Annotated in this window: 2 protein-coding genes; one reads left to right on the forward strand and one right to left on the reverse strand. The window is 37.6% G+C overall.

Annotated elements, in window-relative coordinates:
* Positions 1–221: 221 nt before the first annotated feature.
* Positions 222–5,462: a S8 family serine peptidase gene (locus tag SGJ10_00755; GenBank protein ID MDZ4756652.1), complete on the forward strand. Its 5,241-nt coding sequence runs from the start codon at positions 222–224 to the stop codon at positions 5,460–5,462.
* Between the two features lie 286 nt (positions 5,463–5,748).
* On the opposite strand, the gene SGJ10_00760 is transcribed toward SGJ10_00755, so the two are convergent.
* Entirely contained in the window at positions 5,749–6,333 is a 585-nt protein-coding gene (locus tag SGJ10_00760) for a porin family protein (GenBank protein ID MDZ4756653.1), read from the reverse strand.
* Positions 6,334–6,565 lie beyond the last annotated feature (232 nt).

Here is a 6,565-nt window from a genome sequence, read left to right on the forward strand (position 1 = left end):
TTTTGGACTATTATATATTGAGTGTCGGTAGTACCGCGATGGAAAGCTGGAAATGGCTTTTGAAGATTACTAATTCTTTTAAAAACATGAGAAGAAAGAGGTGTATTTTTAATAAGAGGTTAATTAACATGTATTGATAATTATGTAAGGAATTAAAGCAATCCAAATTTGTTTGTACAAAAAAGAAACAATACCTTTGAATATTGTTAGTTAGCTCTGTTATGAAACGCGTGTACTTAGTGTGCCTTCTGTTAGTGAGTGTGTTTACAAAAGCACAGCAATTGCCTGTTTATTGGCAACAGGGCACGGTATTTTATTCGCCCAATATTTCAGAAATAAATTCAGAATCTTCCCTTATTAAGGCTAACACGTACAACGATCGTGTATTTGCAGTTGTAGTATTTGAAGCCTTGCCCACTTCCATTGTTAAAAAAGAAATGGAAAATCAACAGGTAAGATTTTATTCTTTTGTTCCCCCATCTGCTTATTGTGTTTCATTTCCAGTAGGTGGAATTCAGTTATTGCAATATATGGGTGCTAAGGTTATCACATTCCCTGATAATACTATTAAAATCCATCCCGATTTACAAAATCATATATACTTGCCACATATAGTTCGTATGGGTGGGAGGATTAGCGTAGCCTTATGGATGTATGAGAATTCGCCCATTGAAGCTGATTACTTGAGAAAGCAAGGATGTACTATAGAAAAAGAAGGAGTAGGATATATTATAGTTAATCAAGATACCAGTAAAATTAGTGCTTTAGCAGCTTTACCTTTTGTTCATTATATAGAAGCAAGTAGCCCACAGCCTGCAGATTTGAACAAGCCCGGGGTGAACAGCCACCGTGACAATTATTTGCAAAATTCCAGTTTGAGTGGGTTAACGGGTAATGGCGTAGTGGTGGGCGTGGGCGATGGTGGTATGGGCGTGCTGCATCTAGATTTTCAGAACCGTCAGAATAATACCAGTGTGTTTGGTGCAAGTGCCCACTCTAACCATGTTGCAGGCACAATAGGAGGGGCAGGCATAATTAATCCTGCAAATAAAGGTATGGCTCCCAAGGCTACTTTGCTCAATGGCTATTATTATGAATATACCGATAATACAGCCTACCATTATAATACTTATGGTATGATACTAAGCAATAATTCATGGGGCTATAGTTACGTGTGCAGTGGAACAGATTATACTTATGAAAGCAATGGCAACGACCAACAAATGTGTGCTTACCCAACATTTAACAATCTTTTTGCTGCTGGCAATAGCGGTGCATCCACTTGTACAGGTTATGCTGCTGGTTTCCACACCACATTATACGGACCTAATGCAAGCAAAAATAATTTTACTATAGGAGCAGTTGACGATACGGATGTAATAGCTTCATTTTCCTCACGCGGACCAGCAGGCGACGGACGTATAAAACCCGAAGTATGTGGCGTAGGGGTTGGTGTTATTTCAACTATTGCAACCAATGTATACTCGAGTATGCAAGGCACTAGTATGGCCACACCCGGTGTTACGGGCACTATGGCATTATTATACGAAAAATATAAAAGTTTGCACAACAACCAAAATCCGGATGGTACTTTAATAAAAGCATTATTGATGAATACCACTGACGACCTGGGCAATGCAGGTCCTGACTATAAATATGGCTATGGCCGTATAAATGCTCGCAGGGCTTTGGATGCGATGGTGAACAATTTATATAATAAAGATTCTTTGAACACCAACGATTCCGATTCCTATATCATAAATGTACCTGCAAATACTTCAGAACTAAAAGTAATATTGCACTGGAGAGACAAAGAGGCCAGTGCATTTGCTACCAAAACCTTGGTAAACAATTTGGATTTGAAAGTAATAGACCCCAGCAGCGTAACTTATTTGCCATGGGTTTTAGATCATGCAGCAGCTAATGTGAACAATGTTGCAACCCGTAAAACAGATACCTTAAATGTGGTGGAGCAAGTAACTATTTCAACTCCAGCTTCGGGTAATTATACCATTAAAGCATTAGGTACTTCCGTTCCTTACGGACCTCAAACTTATTATATCACTTATGAAGTAATTCCTCAATCTATTAAACTCACTTATCCTATCGGAGGGGAATCATTTTCACCATCAGCAACTGAAAGAATCAGGTTTGATGCTTATGGACTTAGTGGTGGAAATATCATTTTAGAATATTCAAACGATAGTGGTGCAAATTGGAATTCCATCTCATCCAGCATTAACAATTCTGCCAAATTTTATGATTGGACCGTTCCAAGTGTGGCCACCTATAAGGCTTTGGTGCGAGTGCGACACAGCACACTCTCTGTGGGCGATACTTCAAAAGCCATTTTTAATATATTAGGCACACCCAATTTTTCAAGCGGAACTATTACTAGTTGCGATAAAACAGTTACTATTAAGTGGCTAACAGTTGCCAATGCAAATAAGTATGAGGTAATGACACTCGTAGGTTTCGATTGGCAAGTTATAGCAACTACAACAGATACATTTTTCAATATAGGGGGCTTAACTGCCAGCTCTACAGCTTGGTTCACCATGAGGGCATTGACCAACGCAGGAGCTGTGAGCAATAGGTCTACCGCACGTTCCATTGCAGTGAGCACATCGAATTGTGGCAATAGCAGCGATGTAGGAATGTATTTGCTTTCAAGTCCTATATATGGTAGAAAAAGCAGTTATAATATATTAAGTTCAACCCAAAGTATTTCAGTTACTATTCGCAATTATAGTAGCTCTGCATATAGTAGTATTCCCGTAAGTTATCAATTGAATGGCGGAAATGTGGTGAACGAAACATATAGTCCAACTATTGCGGCTAATAGCTCCGCAAATTACACTTTTACCACCACTACCGATATGAGTGCATCTGGTAATTATACGTTAAAAATTTGGACAGGAAAAACAACAGATAATAATCGTGGCAATGATACGTTAAATTATATAGTACGACATTTACTAAATCCTACTATTAGCTCATTACCTTTTATAGAAGGATTTGAAACAGCAAGGGATACCGTGCTAAGTGGAACTTATTATGGAGCCGCAGAAGTACCCCAAATTGATTATGACAATAACAGCCCCTTATGCAGAATGCGTACCTATGTGCGTCCTGAGCTTTTGCAAAGCGGTAACCGTGCAATCACCCTAGATAAGTCGACCCACAATGGCACCAATAATTATAACTATTTAATATATACATTGAACCTTAGTAATTTTACCAATAACACTAAACTGGGGCTTAAGTTTTATATGATGCATCATGGAGAAGAGAAAAATAACCGAGACAGTGTGTGGGTTCGCGGAAGTGATAGTTCTGCTTGGTTGCCGTTATACGACTGGTGGGCTAACAAAGGAACAGCAGGTGTTTGGAATTTACATTCGGGAATAAATATATATAATAGACTTTATACAGCGGGGCAAAGTATAACCTCATCGGCCCAAGTAAGAATAGGACAGGAGGACAATTCCATATTTGTGAAACCTAGCGATAGTGATGGAATTAGTGTTGACAATATCACCATATATGAATTGCCTACCGATGTGGCTATTTCCACGGCAAATAGTCCTACTTCTGGCACTGGACTTTCAAGCTCCACTCAGGTGAAAATTACTCTCACCAATAATTCTCCTGTATCAATTTCTAATATACCCGTGGCTTACCGTCTGAATAATGGTGCTTGGGTTCGTGATACGTTTACTTCTAATTTGGGAGTATCTGCCAGTACCATTTTCACTTTTACCCAAACGGTTGATTTAAGTTCACCGGGTTTATATACTTTGGATGCCTACGTTCACTTTACAGGTGATACAATTCAAACGAATGATTCTATATTAAATCTACAAATTCGGAGTATTAAAAAGTACAACGCTTTTCCTTATAACGAAGGTTTTGAAAGTAATGAAGGCTATTGTTGGACCGAGAGTGGAAATACATCTACCAGCAATTGGGCTTGGGGGATCCCTACAAAAGTTATTATAGATACTGCTGCCAATGGCAGCAAAGTATGGGCTACACAACTGGCAGGCAATTATAGCGATAACCAATTATCATATCTTTATACACCCGCTTTCGATTTGAGTGGGTTTAGTGCCAATCCATTTTTATCTTTCAATATGAAATACCAGTCGGAGGTAGGATTTGATAATTTGTATATAGAGTATAGCGAGAACAATGGCATTAATTGGGTGAAACTAGGTACAAGAAATACAGGCATCAATTGGTATAATACTACTACAAATAAATGGGATGGCGATAGATTATATTGGAAGCTTTCATCGAACAGAATCCCTATTAGTTTGATGACGGATAAAAGCCAAGTGCGTTTCCGTTTTGTGTTTACTTCCGACGTAAATACCAATTATGTTGGGTTTGCTTTGGATGATATACATCTATATGGAGGCAATGACACCAGTATACAAGCTAGTACAAAAGTTACCACAGCCACTATTTCAGGAAATTCGTTTATAAATGTTTCTAATGGCAATAATCGCATTGTTTCTATTAATCCCAATGGTCAGAATTTGGGTAATACTACCGTGGGTGTATATGTTCGGTCAGGTATCATGCGTACCTATCAAAACGAAAAAACGATGAACCGCAATTGGTGGATTAAGCCTGCCACACAACCAACTTCAGCAGTTACGGTGAGATTATATTTATTAGAAAGTGAATACATGAGTTTGGACTCAGCCGATGATAGTACCAATACGATTCAAGACATGGGTATTACGAAGTATGATGGACAAAATGAAGATAGTTTGATCACCAATAATCTTGGATATTTCAATTATATATCTTCAAAAAATATACAAAAAGTTCCGTTTAATAATGGATATTATTTAGAGTTTAGTGTTACCAGTTTCTCAGAGTTTTGGATAAATGCAGGTGGCCCGGGTGGTAATGTGCCCTTGCCTTTGGATTGGATTAGCTTTACTGCTAAGCCTCAAAATAATGATGCACAACTTAAGTGGCAAGTTGCCAATGTAAAAGATGTGGAATCTTATGTCATAGAACGTTCCACCGATTTGCAGAACTGGAAAACAATTTGCACAATCAATAACTCCAACAACAATCACACATCAATATATAATTATACCGATAGAAATATTTCGGATTTGAAGAATGTATTTTACCGCATCAATGCGACTGAATATAATAAAGATAATTACAGTATCATACAAAGTGTAAATTGGGAAACTACTGCCGATTCACGCATAACCATTGAACCCAATCCTGCCATAGATTATATTCGGATTGCAAATAAAAACAATATAACTATTTCTACTTTGCAAATTGATTTATATGATTTGCAAGGAAAACTTATCAAGCATTATACAAATACCAAAGAAGTTTCTATCGGCGATTTGAACACAGGAATTTATATATTAAAAACCGATGCTGATGGGGTAGTGGAGTATAATAGAGTGGTGAAGAGGTAGGAGATTCATATTCCTAGTTTAGGCATATATCTATTCAAGACACAAACTATCGGTACTGCCTTCGGTTTGGCGTTGTCGCCTACCGAAAAAACCTAACACCACCCTTTAGAGGTCGGCGACAACGCCAGACTACAGGCATTGGGAACCATTGTGTTAGGAGTAGATATGTGCCCTAGTTTATAATTATATAATATAAGTAATTGGGTGTTCGCCGCAGCCAACACCCAAGTATTCGAATAACTTTTTTTGTGCCGTTAATTCGCCCCAAAAGAACAGACTTAATTCTTTATGCTTTGTGTTGAAAAAGATAAAACAAGCCCACCTGAACACCTCTATTAAAAGTATTGAATGTATTGTTTGTATTGATATTGGTAAGTCCATGATTGTATCTTATATCAAATCCAAATCCTGTAGCGGGTCTCACGTAACTCATTCCTACAGCCAATCCAAGGTCAACGCTTTTGAAACTAGAGTTTACATTCGTTTTAAAATCATCAACCTTATTTTTGGCACCAGTTAAAATACCCACTTGTGGTCCCAATTCCAATCTAAAACCATTTTCAAACATGTATTGAAAAAGAATAGGTATGTTGACATACTTCAATTGGAGATCCACGTTTTTACCATTACTTGTATACTTGGTTCCTTGAACTGAAAAAACTATTTCAGGTTGAAGTGCAAATTTTTTGCTTAAATGAATATGTGCAAGAACACCAAGGTTCAAACCTAGTTTCGGAGTGTAATTGGCATTGCTGTTTCCTTTTACGGTGTAACCATTTAGGCCGCCTTTTATTCCAATATTTGTATGTTGCGACTGAACTGTACCCAACATGATGACGAAAGCGATTGCTGAAGAGAGATATTTTTTCATGTAATTTTTATTATTTTTTGTTTACGACTTTGTTATTATTAACTTGGGGCAAAAGTCACCATACAGTGAGGCACTCATGTTACACATTTTAGGCAATATATTACATGAATCACAGATGGTGATTTTGGTATATTGAATAGACCTCTTTCATAATTCAAATAAGAAAAGCCAAATTATAACGGACACTTTATTTTATTGTAGTATCGCTCGCCGCGAACTCCGATAACTATCG

The sequence above is a fragment of the Bacteroidota bacterium genome, assembly GCA_034439655.1.
In the GTDB taxonomy this organism is placed as follows: Bacteria; Bacteroidota; Bacteroidia; order UKL13-3; family UKL13-3; genus CANJUD01.